Source organism: uncultured Limnohabitans sp. (assembly GCF_937889215.1).
Lineage (GTDB): Bacteria > Pseudomonadota > Gammaproteobacteria > Burkholderiales > Burkholderiaceae_C > Limnohabitans_A.
Map to the genome: position 1 here is coordinate 1 of NZ_CALBEX010000528.1, position 1,847 is coordinate 1,847.

3 protein-coding genes are annotated in these 1,847 nt (G+C 63.0%); 2 read left to right on the forward strand and 1 reads right to left on the reverse strand.

The window, feature by feature from the left end:
- Window positions 1–622, reverse strand: a 622-nt coding sequence (locus Q0341_RS13345; protein WP_299514225.1) for an isocitrate lyase/PEP mutase family protein, incomplete at its 3' end; no start/stop codon positions are given.
- Between the two features lie 71 nt (window positions 623–693).
- Between Q0341_RS13345 and Q0341_RS13350 the strand changes: the two genes are divergently transcribed.
- On the forward strand, window positions 694–1,488 hold the full coding sequence (locus Q0341_RS13350; RefSeq protein ID WP_299514227.1) for an SDR family oxidoreductase: 795 nt from the start codon (window positions 694–696) through the stop codon (window positions 1,486–1,488).
- A gap of 32 nt (window positions 1,489–1,520) precedes the next feature.
- Window positions 1,521–1,847: lipocalin family protein (locus Q0341_RS13355; protein WP_299514230.1), on the forward strand; the 327-nt coding region annotated here is incomplete at its 3' end.

Consider the following 1,847-nt stretch of genomic DNA (forward strand, 5'->3'; position numbering starts at 1 on the left):
TGTTGGCCACCAGCGGCAGCTCAAAGCTTTGGCCGATGCGGCGCATTTCTTCTTCGGACTCGGGCGACTCGACAAACAAGATGTCAGCCCCGGCCTTGGCATAAGCCTCGGCCCGGCGCAGCGCTTCATCGAGGCCCAGCGTGGTGCGGGCGTCGGTGCGGGCGATGATCAAAAAGTCTTTGGATTCGCGCGAATCAACGGCCACCTGGATTTTGCGCACCATGTCGGCCATGGGAATCACGCGGCGGCCTGGGGTGTGGCCGCATTTTTTGGGGAACTCCTGGTCTTCGAGCTGGATGGCGCAAGCGCCTGCTGCCTCGTAGCCCCGGATGGTGTGGCGCATGTTGAGCAAGCCGCCGTAGCCAGTGTCGGCATCGGCAATCAGCGGCGTGCGAGCCATGCCAGCCATGGCGGTGACGCGGCCCACCATATCGCTGTAGGTGGCCAAGCCCGCATCGGGCAAGCCCATGTGCGAAGCCACAGTGCCGTAACCGGTCATGTACAGCGCGTCAAAACCAAAGCTGTCGGCCAGGCGCAGCGACACCATGTCAAACACACCAGGGGCGACCACCAGGCCGGGTTGGTTCAAACGCGCACGCAGCACAGAGGTTTTTGAATTCATGGAGCAGGACCCGAGCAAGAGTGATTAAATTGACATGTTTTGAATCGTTCATTTCATCAGAGAAAAACACCATGGACCTGCACCTAAGCGACAAGCACATCCTCATCACCGGCGGCAGCAAGGGCATTGGCCTGGCTTGCGCGCAGGGCTTTTTGGCCGAAGGCGGCCGCGTCACGTTGGTCTCGCGGGACAGCGCCCACCTTGAGGCCGCACGCACCCAGCTAAAAGCCACATTCCCAGCCGAGCGCATCCATACCGTGTCCGCCAATTTGCGCGACGCCACCGCCGCCCTGGCCGCATTGGATTCGGCCGAAGCCGCGTTCGGCCCGGTCGACGTGCTGGTCAACTCAGCCGGTGCGGCCAAGCGCACGCCAGCGCCCGAGTTGACGCCCGAGGCCTTTGCCGACGCCATGCAGGCCAAGTACTTCACCACCATCCACATGATCACGCCCTGCATCCAGCGCATGGCCGCACGCGGTCAAGGCGCGGTGGTCAATGTGGTGGGCAATGGCGGCAAAGTGGCCAGCCCCATCCATCTGCCTGGCGGCGCGGCCAATGCGGCGCTGATGCTGGTGAGCGCAGGCTTTGCCGCTGCTTATGGGGCACAAGGCATCCGCGTGAATGCGGTGAACCCCGGACTGACGTTGACAGGCCGCCTGCAAGAGGGCATGGCGGCCGATGCGCGCCTCAAGGGCATCGAGACCGAAGAAGCCATGGCGCAAGCCGTCGCCAAAATTCCGCTGGGCCGCATGGCTGAGCCTGAGGAAATCGCCAACGCCGTGCTGTTTTTGGCCTCGTCCAAAGCTAGCTACGTGACCGGCATTTGCATGAGCATGGACGGGGCACTGAACCCGATCGTGGTTTGATGCGCGCAGCAGGGGTTCGCGCCATCGTTGGCATGGCCTTGGTCCTGGCGACCACCGCTGCGGTGCAGGCCGAGCCCGCGCCTTTGCAAACCGTGCCCTCGGTCGACGTGCCGCGCTACATGGGCACTTGGCACGAGATCGCCAAGTACCCGAACTGGTTTCAAAGGAAATGCGCCAGCAGCACGCAGGCCAATTACACGCTGCAAACCGATGGCCGGGTGCAAGTGCTCAACCGCTGCAAAAACGACAAGGGTGAATGGACCGAGGCGTTGGGTGCAGCCCGGCAAATTGGCGAGCCCACCTCGCCACGGCTCAAGGTGCGCTTTGCCCCCGAGTGGTTGTCCTTCATCCCCTTGGTC

Excerpts from the sequence above, each read along its gene's own strand:
- Q0341_RS13350 (WP_299514227.1), top strand. The coding sequence starts at position 694 with ATGGACCTGCACCTAAGCGACAAGCACATCCTCATCACCGGCGGCAGC.